The sequence below is a fragment of the Blautia sp. AM29-29 genome (genome assembly GCF_003480555.1).
GTDB lineage: Bacteria > Bacillota > Clostridia > Lachnospirales > Lachnospiraceae > Fusicatenibacter > Fusicatenibacter saccharivorans.
This window is the reverse complement of record NZ_QUJD01000010.1, coordinates 34939-54988: the sequence shown is the minus strand read 5'-3', so window position 1 is coordinate 54988 and position 20050 is coordinate 34939. Positions and strand designations below refer to the sequence as shown.

The following is a 20050-nucleotide window of genomic DNA, read 5'->3' as shown; positions in this document are numbered from 1 at the left end:
ATCACCATATTCATGATATGTTACAGTTCCCCGGAAAATGCCTGATTCATACCTGCCGCAAGAACCCCGGCCAGGCGGCGGACCATCTCGTCGATCTCTTTTGTCGTCACGTAAAGGCTTTCGAGCGCCGGTGAAATGACTTCTCCCAGAAATTCATCCATCTCGGACTCCTCCAGCGATTCCAGAACGCCTGCGACGGCATCGTGGACGATCGTTCCTGCCCCTACAACGGTCGGCACACCGATTCCGATGACCGGCACGCCGAGCGTCTCCTGATTTAAGGCATTGCGGTGGTTTCCGACGCCCGAGCCCGGCCAGATTCCGGTGTCGGCAAGCTGGATCGTACAGTTCAGCCGGTGAATACTGCATGCGGCAAGGGCATCCACGGCGAGAATCACATCTGGATGGGTCTGTTCTGCCGTTCCGCGCAGGATTTCCACTGCCTCCATGCCCGTCTGTGCCATAACGCCGGGAGCAAGGGCACTCACTTCCCGGCCCTTCTTTCCGTAGGTGCGCACCAGATGGCGCGTAACGTTAAGCTGCTCCACCGTCTCCGGCCCGAGCGCATCCGGCGTGATGCCGCGGTTGCCGAGGCCGGCCACAAGAACGGATCCGCACGCTTCCGGCACCATTTCCATCAGACAGTGGGAAAACTCCTCCGCCGCTTTCCGGCTCTCCTCCTCGTCTGCCGTCAAAAGCAGCGGCGCTTCGATCGTCACATACGTCCCTTTCGGCTTTCCCATCATTTTTGCACCCTGCTCCGATGTGATTTTCACAATGGTTGTCTGAATTTCCGCCTTTCTTTTCTTCTTCTCAATCTCGACCCCGGAGATCTCCACATGGTCCCTCTCAAATTTTTCCTGATTCTCCATCGCCAGGTCTGTCCGCATCCTATACTTTCCTATCATACTTTTCTCCTTCTCCTGTATTTTTGTTGTAGTTTTTGCAATTTTTCCAAAAATATGTATTGACAAACCATGCGAAATATTATAGGATAATAAAGCATGTTTCAGTGGAGCGCCCGTGTCTGTTCCATTGAATAACATCCCTTAAATCACATTAATTTTAAAAATATTGGAGGTGTACAGTTTGGCTAACATTAAATCCGCAAAGAAAAGAATCCTGGTAAATCAGACAAAGGCAGACCGCAACAAAGCAATCCGTTCTGCAGTTAAGACTTCTATGAAAAAAGTAGATGCTGCTGTTGCTGCAAACGATAAAGAGGCTGCTGCTGCTGCATTAGTAAATGCGATCTCTACCATCGACAAGGCTGCTTCTAAAGGCGTTTATCATAAAAACAACGCTGCCAGAAAAGTATCCAATCTGAGCAAAGCTGTAAACTCAATCGCATAATCAAGATATAAAACAAAGAGAACTTAGTCATACCGTCATGTGGCTGGGTTCTTTTTTTATGCTTACCAAAAGAGTGCGCCGCGACAGATCTTTTGATAAACACAGAACAAGGCGTATCGGCCAGTTTTCCTGTACCGGTACGCCTTGTTCTTTTTATAGCAATCCCCGAAAATAATGCAAAAAATTCAGCACCGCAGAGCGTGAATTACTGCGTCACAGATTTTCGTCGTACCCCGGTACGCCTTCAAATCTGTTCCTTGCAATTCGCGCTCAGCAGCACTGCCTTTTTTGCATTATTTTCGGGTCTTGCTATAGAAAACTCTGCTCTTACGCCGCCCTGCTGTATTTCGTAATCAGCAGCTCCACGCTCAGCAGATCGGAAATTTTTCCCGTCTTCACGTCCTCTTCCATCTGCACGCAGTCATTGACCGCCGCTTTTAATTCCTCCGCCGCATACTGGCGCGACATGGGAATATAGTTCCGCACAACGAAGCTCTGCAGTCCCGTCCGTTTTGCGATCGTCGCCTGATCGCAGTGCTCTGCCAGCAGCTCTTTGACCTGCAGCAGCAGATTGAACTGGCGTGTCAGCAGAAAGAGAATCCGCATCGGCGGCTCCTTTAAAGCCAGCAGATCCTGATACAGATCAAGCGCTTTCCGCTGCTTCTTCTCCGTTACCGCGCGGATCATCTCGAAAATCCGGTTCGTAATCTGCGTTGTGCAGACTGCCTCGATATCCGCCCGCGTGATCACATCTCTTCCCATCGTATAGCTGAGCAGTTTTTCCAGCTCCTGCGAGATATTTCCCATATCCGTGCCCGTCTTTTCCAGAAAATCTTCCATATCCTGGCGCGTGATCTTTTTTCCCTCTTTTTTCATCATGCCGAGTACCCAGGTCATCAGCGTCTTTTCGTCCTGACGAGCAAATTCCACTGCTCTTCCCTGCTTCTGCACCGCCTTGTACATACGGTTCCGCTTATCGACTTCCTCCTCCACGAAGATCAGCACCAGATAATCCGGCAGGGATCCCATGTAGTCTGCCAGCGCGTCGGCTTTGTTTTTGAAAAATCCTGTATTTTCCAGCAGAATCACACGGCGGTCCGCAAAAAACGGCATCGTCTCCGCAAGGTCAATCACTTTGGGAATCTCGGTTCCTCTTCCCTCAAAGCGGGAGAAATTCATCGTGTCGTCCTCCGGCAGCAGTGCGTTTTTCAGCTTGTTTTTATACTGATGCTTCAGATAGGCTTCTTCTCCGTAGAGCAGGTAGGCCTGCTTAAAATTCTGCGTTTTGATATCTTCTAAAATGCTTTTCATTCCATCCTCTTTCTTTTGTTCCGGCAGAAGCACGTTTGCGCAGTGCCGCAGCAGCCGGAGCTTTTGACCATTCAGGAGACGGGAAATTCCACATCCGACCGGTATCCGTGAACCGCCAGGCGGTCACGCTTCAGCTGTACTGTCACGGCTCCATCCACCGGTGTTCCGTAGATATGGCTTTTGCAGGCACGAAGCCGCTCCAGCAGCTCCCGGTGCGGATGGCCGTACCGTCCCGGCCACGCGCAGGAAATCAGGCTGATCTGCGGCTGTATGCGGTTCAGAAATGCCTCGCTCGTTGAATTTCTCGAGCCGTGGTGCGCCACCTTTAAAATCTGGCACCGCTCTGCCGCCCCCAGGACCTCTTCTTCTCCGCTTCCCTCCAGATCTCCCGTCAGAAGTGCGCGGCAGGCACCGCAGGAAAGCTGTAATACAACACTTCCGGCGTTTTCCTCTCCCGTATAGTCTTCGCCCGCTCCCGGATGAAGTACCGATACGGTGAGTTCTCCTGCACGGATCTCGTCTCCCTTTTTTAGATATTCTACCATAATTCCCGCTTTTTGTGCGGCTAAAATAAAAGGATTTTCTTTTTCGCTTCCTTTCATCCACACAGGCAGGAACAGATGGCGGATGCGAAGCGCCGTTTTCTGCTCCCCGATCAGCTCCAGCAGTTCGAGGATTCCGTTCGTGTGATCTGCGTCCGGGTGCGTGACAACAACGGCATCAAGAGCGGCAATGCCGCGCTGTTTCAGATATGGGAGAATCCTTTTTTCCCCGACCGCAGACGCACTGCTGCTCCCGCCGTCATTCAGCATCACAAAACGGCCGCTCTCCACCACCAGCGAATCGCCCTGGCCGACGTCCAGCGCTGTAATGGAAAACGTTTCCCGGGGACGGTAAAAAAGCAGAACACAGGCAAAAAACATGGTAATACCAAAGAGCATCCGCTCCCGCTTTCGTGCCTGCGCACCTTTTCGTTTTGCCCCCTCCGGATTCATCTCCCGTTTTCGTTTTCGCACATACAGTATCACCAGCAGACCGGTCAGAATGATTCCATATCCTGCCATCTGCCATTTTTCCGGCTGACCGCAGATCCACACATTTCCCGGAATCTGTGCGACCGCCGCTGTCATCTGCCGCAGAAGTGTGAGCAGGAACCGCGTCGGAAGCAGAACAACACTTCCCGCTTTCACGCTTGCCAGTCCCGCCAGAAGCCCCGCAGCACCCGTCAGCAGCACCGCCGTCATGACAGCTCCTGCAAACAGATTCGGCAGAAACGCAAAGAGCGGAATCTCATAAAAATACCACGCCTGCAGCGGGATCATGACAAGCTGCAGGGAAAGGTACACCATCGCAGCCTCTTTTCCTTTCACCGCAAGCTTTTCCAACCCCGTTTTTTCCCCGCGTCTCTTCCGTTCCGCCTTCTCCCCCGCCAGAACCGGATAAACCCCGGAAATGGCTGTTACTGCTCCAAACGAAAGCCAGAACCCGCTCTGCTCCAGATACGAGGGGTTTTCTGCCAGCATCAGAATTGCCGCAAGAGAGAGCGCACTTAAGGAATCATACGTCCTTCCCACTGCGACAGCTCCCATCCGCACCGCAAACATCACCACTGCACGCACGGTCGCCGTTCCGCTGCCGGTAAACATGCCATACAGCACCATACCGGCGGCCGCTGCCAGAGACGCGGAAGTTTTCGGCAGATGCAGCGCCATCAGCAGCCGTCGGAGTGCCATGCCGAGCAGCATCAGATGCATGCCGGAAACGGAAACCAGGTGCAGCAGACCGCTCTGCCGATACGCCAGATACGTCTCCTCCGTGAGTTCCGACCGTTCCCCGAGCAGCATCGCAGAAAGCACACCTGCCTCCTCCTCCGGCATCATTTCTTTTAAAACGGCACAGCACCGCTCCCGCTCCAGCCGGAGCGCTTCGCCGAGATTCCACCGCCCGGCATCCACAACTTCCTCCCGCTCCGAAATCACGTAAAACGCACAGCCTTTTCCCTCATAATATGTTTTCTCATCAAACATCCCCGGATTGCGCGGGCTTTCCGGCTTTTTTACAGTTCCGTACACCCGCACAGCGGCTCCGACCGGCAGATCTCCCCGCTTTGCGAGCAGATAAATTTTCCCTTTGCTTCCCTCCCCGCGCAGCACATACCCGTTGTTGCTGCTCTTTTTCTCATACGTTTCAATTGTCCCTGCAATCCACACCCTGCTGCCCTGCTGCGCCTGTTTTTCGTATTTCGGGTCAGAAAAAGGCGTGCCAAGAGGCACGCCCGCAATCCGCAGCAGCACAAGCACCAGCATGAATCCAAGACACGCCAGGCACATGGGCCGTTTTCTCATGTATCTTTTTCCTCCAGATAAGACAGGTCTTCCTCGTAGAACTGATTGAGTTTCATCGTTTCACGGAAGGTTACATCGCTCTCTCCGTTGATGGAAAACTGCACCTTATCCACCTTACAGTTCGCCGTGATGGAATCCACCACCGCATAAATCGGAATCTGCTCCGCCACACTCAAAAGTGCAGAATCCTTAAAAGATTTGTCAAAATTCACATAGGCAATCCGGTCAGACGTTGTAACGCTGAGGACATTCATCGTCTCAGGAAATACTGCGTAGTGGCCGTCTTCTTTCGGCCCCTTCATCAGCTGCTCCACCACGACACGCTCCAGCGGAATGTTCGTGCTGTACGGAACCCGCCGTGTCTCCTTCACCAGCCGGTCGCCCGCTTCATTTGCAAAATACAGTGTCAGCGTCGCATACTGATACTGATAAATTTCCCTTCCGGAATTTTCCAGAAAGCTGTCCGCCGTCATCGTTCCGATCTCGCGTCCTTTGGAATCCTTTAACGGATCCCCGTCAATCAGAAGCGTCACGCGCTCCACCTCCGGAACCTGCACAAAGGTACGCACCAGTCCTGCACGCACCAAAACCTCCTGCGGCCGCGCAAGCTCTCCGTACTCTCCACTTAAGTTCAGCGTAAGGAGCCCGTTCTCCAGCGTATACGTCTTGATGGAAATCCCATTGGAAAGAAGTGCCTGGTTTCCGTCCTTGGCAGGTTTCTCCTGCAGCGCGTCAACCAGCTCCTTGATCAGTTTCTGATCCGTTCCTTCTTTTGGTTCATACGGCTCCTGCACCAGTGTTGTGCCGGTTTTGTCCAGGCAGTACAGGTGATACGCCGACTCCTTCTGGCTCTTCTGCCACTGCCCGCAGCCGCTAAGAAGCAGCACGCCGGCCAGCAGTACGCCAAGTATCCGTTTCATGTGCGCCACCTCCTACATCACGTAATTCAGAGGAATCCGCACGGAAAATGTCGTTCCCTCGTTTTCTTTGCTGTATACACGGATCGCTCCCCGGTGCATGACAATCGCGCTCCGCGCAATCGCAAGGCCAAGGCCGGTTCCGCCGATTTCCCGCGAGTGGGACTTGTCCACGCGGTAGAAACGCTCGAAGATATGCGCAATCGACTCCTCCGGGATGCCGATGCCGGAGTCTGCCACCGTCACGTAGAAATATTTGTGATCCGCATTTAAGGATACACGCACCCATCCATTCTCGTTGTTGTATTTGATGCCGTTTTCGATCAGGTTCGAGAACGCCAGCGAGAGCTTCGTCGCATCCACCTCCGCATTGACCGGGCGGAAGCTGTCGAGAATGAGCTCCACATTTTTCTGTGCGGCAATCGGATGAAGCCGCTTCAGCAGCTGCTCTAACAGCTCGTTGATATTGACCTGGGTGATATTGAGGTCTGCCACCTTTTTATCCATCTTGACCAGCGACAAAAGGTCGGTAATAATCTGGTTTTCGCGGTCGATCTCCGAGGTAATATCCTGCATGAACTCCTGATAAAGTTCCACCGGAACGCCCTCCTGCCCGTTCAGCGAATCCGCCAGAACCTTCATGGACGCAAGCGGCGTCTTTAACTCATGCGAGACGTTCGAAACAAATTCCTGGCGGGAATCGTCGAGCGTGCGGACGCGGGTCAGCATCTTGTTGAATGCGTCCGTGATCAGCTCTGTCTCGAGGTAATCCGGAACAGAAATGCTTTCGTCGAGATAGCCGTCGGTGATGTCCTCGATGGAACGGGTGACCTTCTGGAACGGCTTCATCAGAATGCCCGCGAGCAGATAGCCAAAAACCAGCACGAGAAGCGCAATGATCGAAAGAATCGTCATTCCCTTCGTCTCCAGAATTTTCATATTCGCACGGATCTCATCCGTCGAAATGCTGACGAGCATAACGCCGAGCGTCTCCTTCGTCTCGGTATTCTGAATCCGCACCGTCATTTCCAGATAGCTGTTTTTCCGGTCGTACTGGCTCGTCTCCTTGCCCTGAAAGCTCTGGATGACCTCCTGCGAGATAATCGTCTTTCCGCGGTCCATATCGTACGTATCTTTGATGACGCGGAAATCCTGGTCGATAATCAGGATTCTGCCGCCGTAGATATTTGTCAGCATACTGAGCTGTCCGTTGATGACATCCGATCCAGGATCTTCCATGTAATTCTGCTGGATGAGCTGGTTGCAGATAATATCGCACTGATTTTTTACGGTAATGCTGCGCACCGATACCGCACGGTCCTCATAGCTGTTTACGATGCTCTTCTCAAGGATCACACACGGTACAATGCCGATGATCACAAGAATCACCGTGATGCGGAAGCGCAGACTCCGCAGAAACTTCCATTTTTCTTTGTTTTTAAGCCTGGAAATAGTAACCAACTCCCCACTTTGTGTGAACGTACTTCGGTTCACTTGGATTTTTCTCAATCTTTTCGCGCAGACGGCGGATATGTACATCTACGGTGCGCACGTCGCCCGGGTACTCATAGCCCCAGACAATATTCAGCAGGTTCTCTCTGCTGTACACCTTGTTCGGATTGAAGACGAGAAGCTCGAGCACATCGAACTCCTTCGCAGTCAGATTGATCTCGCGGTCTCCGATGAAGACTCTTCTGCTCTCGCAGTCGATCCGCAGGTCTTTCACCTGTACGACTTTTGCTTTCTCTTCTTTTGGCTCCTGGCGGGCCGCACGGCGCATGATGGCCTTGATGCGTGCTTTTACTTCCAGAATGTTGAACGGCTTTGTGATGTAATCATCTGCGCCGTATTCCAGTCCCAGGATTTTGTCCATGTCCTCGCCCTTTGCGGTCAGCATGACGATCGGAACGTTGGAAAATTCACGGATCTGCTGGCAGACGGACAATCCGTCCAGCTTTGGCAGCATCAGATCCAGAAGGATCATATCGTATTCTTTTTCTTTTGCCATGGAGAGTGCTTCCTCGCCGTCGTATGCGCAGTCAACCTCCATGCCGTCCTGCTCCAGGCTGAAGCGGATTCCTTTTACGATCAGTTTTTCATCATCAACTACAAGAACTTTCTTTGCCATTTCTTCTCCTTCTTGTTCTAAACCTCGATAGAACCCCTTATCTTTTCAAACATCTTTCCCTTGATGCCCTCAATGTTCATAATCTCCTCAATCGAACCAAACGGGCCGTTTGCTTCGCGGTAGGCGATGATGGCATCCGCACGGCTCTCTCCGATGCCGGAGAGTGTCATCAGTTCTTCTTTTCCGGCCGTGTTCAGGTTGACTTTGCCGGAACCGGAAGCCTGCTCCGTGCCGCCCGTATTCTGCTGCGGCGTTTCCGTGATTTCCATGTTTTCTGCCTCCTCGCGCGTCCAGACGGTGATCTGCTCTCCGTCTTCGATTTTCCGTGCAAGATTGAGGATTTTTTCTTCAGCATCCGGCAGAAATCCGCCTGCCGCTTCCACAGCCTGCACTACGCGGCTTCCGCCCGGCAGCGTGTAGACACCGGGGGAAGCGACCGCACCGCAGATATAAACCTGCACTGTTTCTTCCGGTGCTGCCTCCTGTGCCTCACGTTTTTCCGGAATGCCTGTGGTTTCTCCGGCGCTTTTTTCGGAAACCGTCTGCTCCTCATCCACTTCCTTCTGATTCCCGAAAACGGTTTCCGCCGTGCTCCCGCCTGTGCTATCTGACAGTTTGTATTCTGTATCCCTGTGGTTGCATCCGCAGAGCAAAAAAACCAGCATCGCCGCCAGTATTTTTGCATGTTTTCTGCCTCTGTCCTGCTGTTTTTTCAATTTCATGCTGTGTACTCCCTTCCGCTTCGCATCTGACGCGCAAGGGTCCCTTGTGTACGCATAACTACGTTTCTATTGTATCGAAGAAACCATAAAAATACAAGTAGAAATCTTAATCGTTATTCCCACTGAAACACTACAATTCCCACAACGGCGATCGCCATGCCGATCAGTTTTCGCACGGTGAAATCCGTTTTTTCCATACCGAAAAGGCCGAACAGTTCAATCAGCCACGCCGCTGCGAGCTGGGAAATGACGATCAGCATCGCCGCCTTCGCCGGGCCGAGCCCTGCCATACTCCAGATAACCGTGATCGTGATAAACGCGCCAATTGCCCCGCCGAGCAGCAGATACCACGGCTTTACGCGGAACAAATCCCCGATCGGCTCCCTCCCGGTGATGCACCATGCCGCAAGACAGACGGCAAACGCACTAATCTGCACCCAGCCGGCCGCCAGCCATGTACTCGTCTGTTTCGTCACCTCTGTGTTGAAAACGCCCTGAATACTCATCAGCGCTCCGGAGAGCAGCGCTGTTAAAATTCCCGCCATTGATTTTTCCTCCTGCTGTTTTTTTATGTACTCTCGGAGTCTTTCTGCGCTTGATTTTACGAGAAGATTTTTTGTCAGTTGTGCCCAAATTTCTGAGGCGTACGCGGTGCGTACGTTGATGAAATTTGGGTGCAGCTGGCGGAAAATCGGCCGTAAAAGCAAGTGCAGAAAGGCTCCGAGAGTACATTTTATACTATTCCTTTTTTCCCCGTTTTTATACAGAACTCAGGGACAGCAGGAAAACAGCCGACCGGTCTCCTGCCTAGGAAACCAGACGGCTGTCTATTTCACATTACTGTAATGCTTTCTCCAGTTTTTCAATCATCTCATCGATGTCATCTTTCGTAATCACAAGCGGCGGTACCATACGAAGAACGTCGCTTCCGGCGGAAATCACAAGAAGTCCGTTCTCAATCGCGCGGTTGATGACTTCTCCGACCGGACGTCCCGTTACGACAAGGCCCTGCATAAAGCCTTTTCCACGGCGTGCTGCGAGGCAGTCATATTTTTCCACCAGCTCGTCCAGCTTTTTCTCCAGATACGGAGCCGTCTCTGCTACATGCTCTACGACATGCTGTTTCTCATAGCATTCAAATACAGCATTGACAGCCGCGCAGGCCAGCGGGTTTCCGCCGTATGTCGTTCCGTGGTCTCCCGGAACGAGCGAATGCTCTGCCGTCTTTTTATTCAGCACGAAGGCGCCGACCGGAACGCCGCAGCCAAGTGCTTTTGCACACGTCATGACATCCGGCTGTACGCCGTAATCCTGCCATGCGAACAGTTTTCCTGTTCTTCCCATACCGCACTGGATCTCGTCGAGAATCAGCAGGATGTCGTGCTCGTCACACAGATCGCGCACGCCCTGTAAAAATTCTTTCGTTGCCGGATAGATACCGCCCTCGCCCTGTACAGTCTCCATGATGATCGCACATGTCTTGTCGGTAATCTGTGCCTTTACGCTCTCCAGATCATTAAAATCCGCAAATTTAATGCCGCCGATCAGCGGTTTGAACGGATCCTGATAATGCGTATTTCCTGTTACAGAAAGCGCTCCAAGGCTTCTTCCATGGAAGGAATGGTTCATCGCGATGATCTCGTGATCGTTGCTGCCGTCTTTTAAGTAAGCGTATTTTCTCGCTACTTTGATGGCTCCCTCGATCGACTCCGTACCGCTGTTCGTAAAGAATACTTTATCCATGCCGGATGCCTTCGCCAGCTTTTCTGCCGCGGAGCCCATCGGAACATTGTAGAACAGGTTGGAAACATGGATGACTTTGTCCACCTGGTCTTTCACTGCTTTTTTATAATCGTCATTGCTGTAGCCGAGCGCATATACCGCGATACCTGCCGCAAAGTCCAGATATGCTTTTCCGTCGGTGTCATACAGATGAACGCCCTCGCCGTGGTCGATCACAAGCGGGAACCGGTTATAGGTGTGGAGCACGTACTGCTCGGTCTGTTCCATATACTCATTTGTCTTCATGATTGAATTTCTCCTTGTTTTCCCCTAAAATCGCCGTACCAATTCCTTTGTTCGTAAAGATCTCAAGCAGCAGGCAGTGCTGGATTCTTCCGTCCATGATGTGGACTCTTGAAACACCGTTCTCAATCGCGTCGATACAGCCCTGGAGCTTTGGAATCATACCGCCACCGACATTTCCGTTGGTGATGAGATCTCTTGCTTCCTGTACGTGGAGCTCGGAAATCAGGCTCTCCGGGTCCTTCGGATCTTTGTATACACCCTCGATATCGGTCAGGAATGCCAGTTTTTCTGCATTTAACGCCTCTGCGATCGCGCAGGCTGCGTCGTCTGCGTTGATGTTGTAGGTGTTGAAATCATCGTCCATGCCGACCGGGCAGACTACCGGCAGGAAATCGTTATCCAGAAGATCGTACAGCACTTTCGGATTTACATTTTTGATATTTCCAACGAAGCCGATGTCTTCTCCCTTGGACAGCTTTTTCTCTACGTTTAAGAGACCGCCGTCTTTTCCGCTGATGCCGACTGCGTTGACACCGAGCGACTGAATCATGGTGACAAGCTCTTTGTTGACCTTATTCAGCACCATCTCTGCCACTTCCATCGTATCGGCATCCGTTACACGAAGGCCGTTGACAAACTTCGGTTCCATGCCGACCTTTCCGACCCAGCGGCTGATTTCCTTTCCGCCGCCGTGTACGATGATTGGTTTGAATCCGACCAGCTTCAGAAGAACAACGTCCTGAATAACGTTTCTCTTCAGCTCTTCATCCACCATCGCGCTTCCGCCGTATTTGATGACAATGATTTTGCGGTTGAACCGCTGAATATAAGGAAGTGCCTCGATCAGCACATTTGCTTTGTCCAGATACATCTGATTTACCATGATTTTTTCCTCGCTCTCCTCTTTTGATTCCTGATTCTGCTGTACCGGAAATACGGTTTTCCGGCACTGTTTCGTTGTATTCCCTCAGAATTTTATCCGACTATTTTTTTAAGAACGGTAATCCGCATTAATTTTTACATAGTCATAGGTCAGGTCGCAGCCCCATGCCGTTGCTGTCGCCTCTCCCATGTGGATGTCGGCGGTCGCAGTTACTTTCGGCTCGGAGAGGATCTTCGTTGCCTCCTCCTCGCTGTAGTCAACGGCAACACCTTTCGTGATAATCTGCAGTTTTCCGGCTGCGCTCTCAAAGTAGAGATCTACATTTTCCGGATCGAATTTTGCTCCGGAGTAACCCATCGCGCAGAGGATTCTTCCCCAGTTGGCGTCATGGCCGAAGATTGCCGCTTTCGTCAGACTCGATGTGATGACGGATTTTGCCAGTGTCACGGCCTGCTCTTTGCTCTCGGCTCCCTGAATCGTCACTTCGAACAGTGCGGTTGCGCCCTCGCCGTCGCCTGCGATGTGCATCGCCTGTGTTTTATTGACTTCAAAGAGTGCTTCTTTGAAAATCTTGTAATCCTCGTTTTCTTCCGTAATTTCCGGGTTTCCGGCAAGACCGTTTGCCAGAAGGAGAACGGTATCGTTTGTGGAAGTATCACCGTCTACGGAAACCATGTTGTAGGTGTCCGGTACGACTTCGCTCAGTGCTTTCTGCAGCATCTCTTTCGAAATATTGGCATCGGTTGCCACAAAGCTCAGCATGGTGCACATATTCGGATGGATCATGCCGGAGCCCTTGCACATGCTGCCGATCGTTACGGTTTTTCCGCCGATTTCGATCTGAACAGCAACTTCCTTCGGCTCGGTGTCGGTTGTCATGATCGCCTGTGCTGCTGTAGCTGCGGCTTCTCTTGTAGCTGCAAGCTGCGGTTTCAGCATTTCCACGCCGGCTGCGATCTTATCGATCGGAATCTGTTTTCCGATAACACCGGTCGATGCAACGAGAACGGAGTCCTCTGGAATGGAAAGTGCAGCCGATGCTGCCTCTGCGGTTTTTCTGCAGTAGCCATAGCCCTCCTCGCCGGTGCATGCATTGGCGATTCCGCTGTTGCAGACGATTGCCTGTGCGGTTGGATGGTTGTATACAATCTCCTGGTCCCATTTGACCGGAGCTGCTTTTACGATGTTTGTAGTAAAGGTTCCTGCTGCTACGCACGGTACCTCGCTGTAGACAAGTGCCATATCCTTTACGCCCTGTTTTTTAATTCCTGCTGCGCCGCCTGCTGCCTGAAAACCTTTTGCAGCAGTGATGCCTCCTTCAATCTTTTTCATTCTTTTATCCTCACTTTTCGTAAATTCCGTCTGTTGTCTGCTTCTGTCTTTTTTACGGGAACATCGGCGGCATGCACAGGCCTTCGTTTTCCGGCAGGCCGAACATCAGGTTCATATTCTGTACCGCCTGTCCTGCTGCGCCTTTGACCAGGTTGTCCATCGCACCCATCATGATGATTCGTTTCGTTCTCGGATCGATCTTGAAGTTGACATCCACATAGTTGCTTCCCTCGACCCATTTCGTCTGCGGGCAGACATCCTTATCGAGAACACGTACAAACTGCTCGTTGGCATAATACTTATCATAAACGGCTTTAACCTCTTCGTAAGTCACATCTTTTTTCAGGGATGCATATGCCGTTACGAGAATGCCGCGGTTCATCGGAACAAGATGCGGGGTGAAGTTCAGGGTGATCGGGTAGCCAGCTGCATAGGAAAGCTGCTCCTCGATCTCCGGTGTGTGGCGGTGGCTGGCAACGCCGTATGCCTTGATGTTTTCATTGACCTCACAGTAGAGGTTGTCCACTTTCGCTCCTCTTCCTGCTCCGGAAGTTCCGGATTTTGCATCGATGATGATGGTGTTGCCATCAATGAGATCTTCCTTTAATAAAGGATAAATCGAAAGAGTTGAGCAGGTCGGATAGCATCCCGGGTTTGCCACGATGCGCGCCTGTTTTACTTTCTCACGGTTGATCTCGCACAGTCCGTAAACCGCCTCGTCGATATACTGCGGGGATTTATGCTCGATCTTGTACCACTCTTCATACGTTTTTACATCTTTAATACGGAAATCGGCGCTCAGGTCGATGACCTTTACTTTCGAAAGAATTTCATCATTTACCAGGGAAGCACAGAGTCCCTGCGGAGTTGCTGTAAAAATGACGTCTACTTCCTTTGCAAGCTGCTCCATGTTGTCGTCCTTGCAGACATCGTCTACTAACTGAAACATATTCTGGTAAACCGACGCATATTTCTTATCGATATAGCTTCTGGAACCATACCATTTAATCTCCACATCTTTGTGTCCCAGGAGAATACGCACCAGCTCGCCTCCTGCATATCCTGTAGAACCGATAATTCCTGCTCTGATCATACCTTTTTCTCCTTTTTTCTTTCGCCCGTTTTCTTGTCTTGCCGGACATTTTTTCTTTTTTCTTTATGATAGCTCAATTATTTTCTTTTTTCAATGAAAAATCTTTGTTTTCTGCTGTCATATACCGTCGTTTGCATAAGTATACACCTCAAATGTATATTATGCAAGTTTTTTTTGAATTTCTCAAAAAAAGCTTGCATAATCCTGTCGTATGATGTATATTTTAGTCATTGACGATGCACCGCGCATATAGGTGCACGAGAAATCCAAGGAGGATCTTACATTATGAAAGAAAAAGTTGTACTTGCCTATTCCGGCGGACTTGATACTACTGCCATTATTCCGTGGCTGAAAGAGACCTTTGACTACGAAGTAATCTGCTGCTGCATCGACTGCGGCCAGGGAAACGAGCTGGTTGGCCTCGATGAGAGAGCAAAACTTTCCGGCGCTTCCAAATTATATATCGAAAACGTTATCGACGAGTTCAGTGAAGACTTCATCATGCCGTGCGTAAAAGCAGGCGCTGTTTATGAGAACAAATACCTGCTCGGTACTTCCATGGCACGTCCGGTTATCGCAAAGAAACTCGTTGAGATCGCAAGAAAAGAAGGTGCTGTTGCCATCTGCCACGGCGCTACCGGTAAAGGAAATGACCAGATCCGTTTCGAGCTCGGCATCAAAGCCCTTGCTCCGGATATCAAAGTAATCGCTCCTTGGAGAATGACCGATGTATGGACCATGCAGTCCCGTGAAGACGAGCTGGCTTACTGTAAAGCACACGGCATCGACCTTCCGTTTGATGCAAACCACAGCTACAGCCGTGATCGTAACCTGTGGCACATCAGCCATGAGGGACTTGAGCTTGAGGATCCGTCCAACGAGCCGAACTACGACGATCTTCTCGTACTGACCACTCCTCCGGAAAAAGCTCCGGACGAAGGCGAGTACGTAACCATGACCTTTGAGGCCGGCGTTCCGAAGACCTTAAACGGAAAAGAAATGAAAGTTTCTGAAATCATCACCGAGCTGAACAAGCTGGGCGGAAAACACGGCATCGGTATTGTTGATATCGTTGAGAACCGTGTTGTCGGCATGAAATCCCGCGGTGTTTATGAGACTCCTGGCGGAACCATCCTGATGGCTGCACATGAGCAGTTAGAGGAGCTGATTCTCGACCGTGAGACCCTGAAAACAAAGAAAGATCTCGGAAACCTGCTTGCTGAGGTTGTTTACGAAGGAAAATGGTACACTCCTCTGCGCGAGGCAATCCAGGCATTCGTTGATGTCACCCAGAAATATGTAACAGGCGAAGTAAAATTCAAACTGTTCAAAGGCAACATCATCAAAGCCGGCGAGTCTTCTCCGTACAGCCTGTACAATGAGTCTCTTGCTTCCTTCACCACCGGCGATCTCTACGATCACCACGATGCAGACGGATTCATCACACTGTTCGGTCTGCCGCTGAAGGTTCGTGCGATGAAAATGCAGGAGCTGGAGAAAAACAACAACAAATAAGATCTGATCCTATGGATTCCCAAAAGAAAGCGGACTCGCTCCGCTTTCTTTTTTTGCATACAAAAAGGACCCGCCCATTTCAGGCAGGTCCCTTTGTTTATTCGTAATATGCGTCGATTCCGTCCGCAATTCCCTGTGCCATCTTGTTTCGGTAATCCTCGGTTGCCATCAAACGGTCCTCGGAAGGATTGCTCATGAAGCCAAGCTCAATGATCGTGACCGGAATGGTACTCCAGTTGATGCCGCTCATGGAATCGGTGTAAATCACATCGCGGTTCTTCGCACCGGTGTCTTTGCAGAATGCTGCGATCATCTTCTGGGAGAGCTTCTGGCTCTTGCTGACCACATCACCGGAAAGATACGTATTTCTGCTGCTCGGTGCCATCGTGAGTGCTCCGTAAACCGACTGGTTCGAATCTCCGTTCGCGTGTACACGCACGAGAATGTCTGCTCCGTTCTGCACGGCAAGTTTTGCACGCTCGGAGTTGCTGATATTGACGTCGTGCGTCTCGCGGATCATGTAAACATCGTAGCCGCGCTCCTCAAGGATATCGCGTACCTTTAAAGATACCGCAAGGTTCAGCTCATACTCATTGATGCCGGTTGCCACACCGCATGTTCCGGAAGCAACCTTCGCCTTATAGGTCGATGATCCCGGTCCGATCGGCTCTTTCTCGCTGTTTCCTCTTCTCTGGTGTCCTGCGTCGATTGCCACGCAGATATTTTTGCTGTTCCGGCGGACACCGTTTTTATCAACGTAATAGCCGTCGATGTAGGTATCCTTATAGATGCCGCCCCAGCTTCGGAAGTAATACGTTTTTCCGTCCACTTCCTGCCAGCCGTTCTTGTAAATACCGCCCCAGCTCCGGAAGTAATACGTTGCGCCTTTGATCGTTACCCACTGGCTCTTATACATGCCGCCCCAGCTCTGCAGGTAATACCAGTTATTATCATACCACAGCCATTCACTGTGCATCATTTTGCCGTCCTGCCTCAGATAATACCAGTTCTTGTCATACAGCAGCCAGCCTTCCCCTTTTGGGGTTCCGTTGCTGTCCATGTAATACCAGTCACTGCCCTTGGCCGCCCAGGCGTTCACGCGCATGCCGCCCCAGCTTTCAAAGTAATAATCAACGCCGTCAATCGTCTGCCAGCCGGTACTCATCACACCGTCTGCGTCTACATGGTACGTTCTTTTATCATGCACAAACCACTGATTCGTTCTGAGGCTTCCGTCCTCATTCAGATAGTACCATGTTCCGCCGACTTTTTTCCAGCCCTGGAATCCGGCTCCGCCCCAGCTCTCGAAGTAGTAGAGCGTTCCGTCAATCTTCTGCAGTCCGGTGCTCATCACACCGTTTTCATCTACATGGTATGTTCTCTTGTCGTGAACGAACCATTCATTCGTTTTGACGCTTCCGTCCTCGTTCAGATAGTACCATGCCCCGCCGACTTTTTTCCAGCCTTTGTATCCGGCTCCGCCCCAGCTCTCAAAATAATAGAGCTTTCCGTTGACCATCGAAAGACCCGTGCACATGATTTCGTCTGCATTCAGATAATATCTCCGGTTCAGATGGGTGATCCACTCGCTGGCGGCCATCGTGCCGTCCTCTTTTCTGTATTTCCAGCTTCCGTCCTCCTGTTTCACCCAGCCGGCAGGAAGTTTCTCTTCCGGCTCCTGTTCGTTGTCCTCACCTGGAATCGTAACAGCCGGCGTCTCGTTTTCCGAAGTACCGCTCTGCTCCTGCGCTGCCGCTTCCTCATCCGAATTCTGCTCGGAACTTTCCGTCTCATCCTGCTGCCAGGTTACGGCCGTGCCGTCATTTTCTGCTGCGCTTACCCTTGCCGGAAGCGCCCAGCCTCCCGCCGCAACGGCCGCTGCGATCAGCAGTGCTGCGATTTTCTTTTTTGCCATCTGTTTTTCCTCCTTTTATCGCGCCATCTGGTAAATCTCATATACTTCCTGTGCGCCCAGCTTGCGGATGCGGGACAGTTTTACAGTGTCCTGCTGTGTTGCATCCATGGAAAGGGCACGCAGATCCTCATCCGACGGGTTCAGAATATCAAGCTCATGCAGGGAGGTCGGCATGCCGAGCGAATGGAAGAACGCTACTGTGCGCTCAATGCCTTCCGTTGCCCGTTTGTGATCGCTTCCCTCTGTGATGCCCCAGACTTTTTCTGCAAACCGTGCAAACCGCCAGAGAACCGTCTCCTCATCGTACTGGTATTTCGCCCAGGCACCCCAGACTGCCGCCAGGGATGCGCCGTGTGCTACATCATATTTTGCACTTAACGCATGGCCAAATTTATGTACCGAAAAATCTTTGCCGCGTCCGCACTCCGTCAGTCCATTGTGTGACAGGCTTCCGCACCACATGATTTCCGCCATCGCATTGTAATCGGATGGGTTTTCCAGAACCTTCGGTCCGTTTTTGATTACGGTACGGAGGAGTCCCTCTGCAATCTCGTCCGTCATCTCGCACTGGCTCTCCGGAATGAAATAGCGCTCCATCGTGTGCATCATGATGTCGGTTACTCCGCAGGCAATCTGGTATTTCGGCAGGGTTGCTGCCAGCTCCGGATTCATGATGGCAAATTTGCAGCGGTTGAACGGCGTGTTGATGCCTGCCTTTTTGCCGATTGCCTCGTTTGTCAGAACGGCGGAATCACTCATCTCGCTTCCGGCTGCCGGTATCGTCAGAACCGCTCCTACCGGGAGAGATTTTGTCAACGGTACTTTTTTCGTCCAGATATCCCAGAGTGCCTCCTCCGGATTTGCAGCTCCGTGTGCAACGGCTTTTGCGGTGTCAATCGAGCTTCCGCCGCCGACGGCAAGAATAAAGTCTGCCTGCATTTCCACTGCTTTTTTCACACCCTCCTCGGCAAGGGCAAGTCTCGGGTTTGGTTTTACGCCGCCAAGCTCTTCAAAGGCAAGGCCTTCTTTTGCAAGAGATGCTTTCACTCGGTCCAGAAGACCGCTCCGTTTCGCACTTCCGCCTCCGTAAACGACGAGCACCTTTGTGCCGCCCCATTTCTTTACCTCAGCGCCTGCCTGGTTTTCAGTCTCTTTTCCGAACACGACTTCCGTCGGGGTATACTGTATAAACTGATCCATCTTCTTATTTCCTCCCTGCATTTTTATTCTTCATAAATCCGTACGTTTCCCGAGCTTACACGGTAAAGATCGTCTCTCCTGTTTTCCAGAGACGGGATTTCATTTCTTGTCCGCTCCAGCACTTCCGGATCCAGCTCTGCGATGAGTACCTGCGGGGTATCATCTGCCTCCGCAAGAATTTCGCCGTCCGGCGCAATGATCATGGAATGGCCGTACGCCTCAAACCGCGCTTTCTGGCCGCACTGGTTGGCGGCGAGCACGTAGCATCCGTTTTCAATGGCGCGCGTGCGCAGCAGTGCTTCCCAGTGGCGCTCTCCCGTTGCTTTCGTAAAATCCGCCGCTATCAGAAATGCATCTGCTCCGGAGGATGCCATCAGCCGGTACTGTTCCGGAAAGCGGATATCGTAGCAGATGCTCATGCCGAACAGGCCAAGCGCCGTGTCCGCAAGAACAATTTCATTTCCCGGGCAGATCTCGTGTGATTCTTCGTAGGAGACACTGCCCGGAATATTTACATCAAACATATGTATTTTGCTGTATTCTGCAATCGTTTCTCCATCTGGTCCGAACAGAAACGACGTGTTGGACGGACGCCCCGGATGGCGCCGTACCGTCATGCTGCCGCAGTGCAGATAGACACCGTACCGTTTGGCAAGGCTGGAAAACCGGCGGCTGACGTAGCCCGGCACTGCACTTGCGTGCCCCGGCATGTCTGCTCCCGTGTATTCTGCGGTCTCCGGGAAAAGAATCAGCTTCGCTCCCTGTTCCGCCGCCTCCCGCACATACTGCTCGGCCATGCGCATATTTTCATTCATATCCGGCCCAGAATCCATCTGCACCAGGCCTGCAATTATTTTTTCCATCTTTTTGTCCCCTCGTTTCACATGTTAGCTTGTGATTTTTCCGCTTATATTCTCGTTTATTATATCGCATATTCCCCGAAACAGCTACCCAAATTCGCAATTTTCATACCTTTTGCAGCTTTTATTTTTTAATTTTTGAAAATAACAATTGACAAATCCAGAAAACAGGAGTAGCTTAGAACCATAAGCTGTCGTGTTCGATCAGATGCGGCAGAAAAAATCACGAAAGGAGAACACCACTTATGATCAATCTTATTTATGCATCCAGCGTAAAACAGAATAAACTTCGTATGGCGATCAAACCAGGTGGCTGCCCTTCTTTCGAAATTCTTTGTAAGCATTAACTCTGCATAACAAATCTCTATGCATTCTTTATGCCTGCTATTTCGCACAGAAGGCGCGGTACGTCGATACTGCGGCTTTTTTTATTGCTATAAACAGTACG

At 51.3% G+C, this 20050-nt stretch carries 17 protein-coding genes; 2 read left to right on the top strand and 15 right to left on the bottom strand.

Annotation, left to right across the window (positions count from 1 at the left end):
* Window positions 1-20: 20 nt before the first annotated feature.
* On the bottom strand, window positions 21-908 hold the full coding sequence (gene gpr / locus DW769_RS08925; RefSeq protein ID WP_055218620.1) for a GPR endopeptidase: 888 nt from the start codon (window positions 906-908) through the stop codon (window positions 21-23).
* A 181-nt stretch (window positions 909-1089) separates the two neighbouring features.
* Here gpr and rpsT point away from each other — a divergent pair, with 181 nt between their 5' ends.
* Window positions 1090-1353 (top strand): 30S ribosomal protein S20, encoded by a 264-nt coding sequence (rpsT, locus tag DW769_RS08920; protein WP_022462214.1) that lies wholly within the window; start codon window positions 1090-1092, stop codon window positions 1351-1353.
* Window positions 1354-1680: 327 nt separating this feature from the next.
* Here the strand turns inward: rpsT and holA are convergent, their stop codons facing one another.
* The 11 genes from holA to argC form a co-directional block, all read right to left on the bottom strand.
* Window positions 1681-2664, bottom strand: coding sequence for a DNA polymerase III subunit delta (gene holA, locus DW769_RS08915; RefSeq protein WP_117813625.1), 984 nt, complete (start codon window positions 2662-2664; stop codon window positions 1681-1683).
* A 71-nt stretch (window positions 2665-2735) separates the two neighbouring features.
* A complete protein-coding gene (locus DW769_RS08910; RefSeq protein WP_118750273.1) occupies window positions 2736-5009 on the bottom strand; it encodes a DNA internalization-related competence protein ComEC/Rec2 in 2274 nt (757 codons plus the stop codon).
* On the bottom strand, window positions 5006-5929 hold the full coding sequence (locus DW769_RS08905) for a GerMN domain-containing protein (protein ID WP_118750272.1): 924 nt from the start codon (window positions 5927-5929) through the stop codon (window positions 5006-5008). The genes DW769_RS08910 and DW769_RS08905 overlap by 4 nt, the downstream gene beginning before the upstream one ends.
* Window positions 5930-5941: 12 nt before the next feature.
* On the bottom strand, window positions 5942-7420 hold the full coding sequence (locus tag DW769_RS08900; RefSeq protein WP_022462210.1) for a sensor histidine kinase: 1479 nt from the start codon (window positions 7418-7420) through the stop codon (window positions 5942-5944).
* Window positions 7365-8054, bottom strand: coding sequence for a response regulator transcription factor (locus tag DW769_RS08895; RefSeq protein WP_022462209.1), 690 nt, complete (start codon window positions 8052-8054; stop codon window positions 7365-7367). Before DW769_RS08895 ends, DW769_RS08900 begins: the two co-directional genes overlap by 56 nt.
* A 17-nt stretch (window positions 8055-8071) precedes the next feature.
* On the bottom strand, window positions 8072-8776 hold the full coding sequence (locus DW769_RS08890; protein WP_117801488.1) for a helix-hairpin-helix domain-containing protein: 705 nt from the start codon (window positions 8774-8776) through the stop codon (window positions 8072-8074).
* A 113-nt stretch (window positions 8777-8889) separates the two neighbouring features.
* Window positions 8890-9321 carry a DMT family transporter gene (locus DW769_RS08885; protein ID WP_118595125.1) on the bottom strand — a complete coding sequence of 144 codons (432 nt, stop codon included), beginning with the start codon at window positions 9319-9321 and terminating at the stop codon, window positions 8890-8892.
* 292 nt (window positions 9322-9613) lie between these two features.
* Window positions 9614-10804 (bottom strand): aspartate aminotransferase family protein, encoded by a 1191-nt coding sequence (locus DW769_RS08880; protein ID WP_022462205.1) that lies wholly within the window; start codon window positions 10802-10804, stop codon window positions 9614-9616.
* Entirely contained in the window at window positions 10791-11687 is an 897-nt protein-coding gene (gene argB / locus DW769_RS08875) for an acetylglutamate kinase (RefSeq protein WP_117761227.1), read from the bottom strand. The genes DW769_RS08880 and argB overlap by 14 nt, the downstream gene beginning before the upstream one ends.
* 108 nt (window positions 11688-11795) lie before the next feature.
* Window positions 11796-13019 (bottom strand): bifunctional glutamate N-acetyltransferase/amino-acid acetyltransferase ArgJ, encoded by a 1224-nt coding sequence (gene argJ / locus DW769_RS08870; protein ID WP_022462203.1) that lies wholly within the window; start codon window positions 13017-13019, stop codon window positions 11796-11798.
* A gap of 52 nt (window positions 13020-13071) precedes the next feature.
* Window positions 13072-14112, bottom strand: a complete 1041-nt coding sequence (argC, locus tag DW769_RS08865; protein WP_118750271.1) for an N-acetyl-gamma-glutamyl-phosphate reductase — start codon at window positions 14110-14112, stop codon at window positions 13072-13074.
* Window positions 14113-14394: 282 nt separating this feature from the next.
* Here argC and DW769_RS08860 point away from each other — a divergent pair, with 282 nt between their 5' ends.
* A complete protein-coding gene (locus DW769_RS08860; protein WP_055218598.1) occupies window positions 14395-15627 on the top strand; it encodes an argininosuccinate synthase in 1233 nt (410 codons plus the stop codon).
* A 97-nt stretch (window positions 15628-15724) separates the two neighbouring features.
* Here DW769_RS08860 and DW769_RS08855 read toward each other — a convergent pair whose 3' ends face one another.
* The 3 genes from DW769_RS08855 to DW769_RS08845 are packed head-to-tail and all read right to left on the bottom strand — an operon-like array spanning window position 15725 to window position 19605.
* Window positions 15725-17542 carry an N-acetylmuramoyl-L-alanine amidase gene (locus DW769_RS08855; RefSeq protein ID WP_118750270.1) on the bottom strand — a complete coding sequence of 606 codons (1818 nt, stop codon included), beginning with the start codon at window positions 17540-17542 and terminating at the stop codon, window positions 15725-15727.
* A gap of 15 nt (window positions 17543-17557) precedes the next feature.
* Window positions 17558-18742 (bottom strand): iron-containing alcohol dehydrogenase, encoded by a 1185-nt coding sequence (locus tag DW769_RS08850; protein ID WP_118750299.1) that lies wholly within the window; start codon window positions 18740-18742, stop codon window positions 17558-17560.
* Window positions 18743-18765: 23 nt separating this feature from the next.
* Window positions 18766-19605, bottom strand: coding sequence for a carbon-nitrogen hydrolase family protein (locus DW769_RS08845; RefSeq protein ID WP_055218595.1), 840 nt, complete (start codon window positions 19603-19605; stop codon window positions 18766-18768).
* Window positions 19606-20050 lie beyond the last annotated feature (445 nt).